A 217-nucleotide genomic window follows, 5' to 3' on the forward strand; every position below is an offset into this window, starting at 1 on the left:
GGCTTTGATCATTACCACGTATTAGGTTACGTAAAAGGGGCTGTACTTGAAAACTTGCAACTAGCGCATCCTTTTAATCACTTTAATGTACCTGTGATTGTTGCTGAACACGATACTACTGACTCAGGTACAGGTGTGGTGCTCACTGCGCCTGGTCATGGTCAAGAAGATTTCGTGGCAGGCTTTAATTACAACCTTGAAGTCGCTAACCCTGTTG

Annotated in this window: 1 protein-coding gene; it reads left to right on the forward strand. The window is 44.2% G+C overall.

Features of this window, described 5'->3' with window-relative positions; genetic code table 11:
• A partial coding sequence (locus V6260_RS19100; protein WP_341595611.1) for a hypothetical protein occupies positions 1-217 on the forward strand: 217 nt, incomplete at both ends.

This window comes from Pseudoalteromonas aliena, from assembly GCF_038155085.1.
Classification (GTDB): Bacteria; Pseudomonadota; Gammaproteobacteria; order Enterobacterales; family Alteromonadaceae; genus Pseudoalteromonas; species Pseudoalteromonas aliena_A.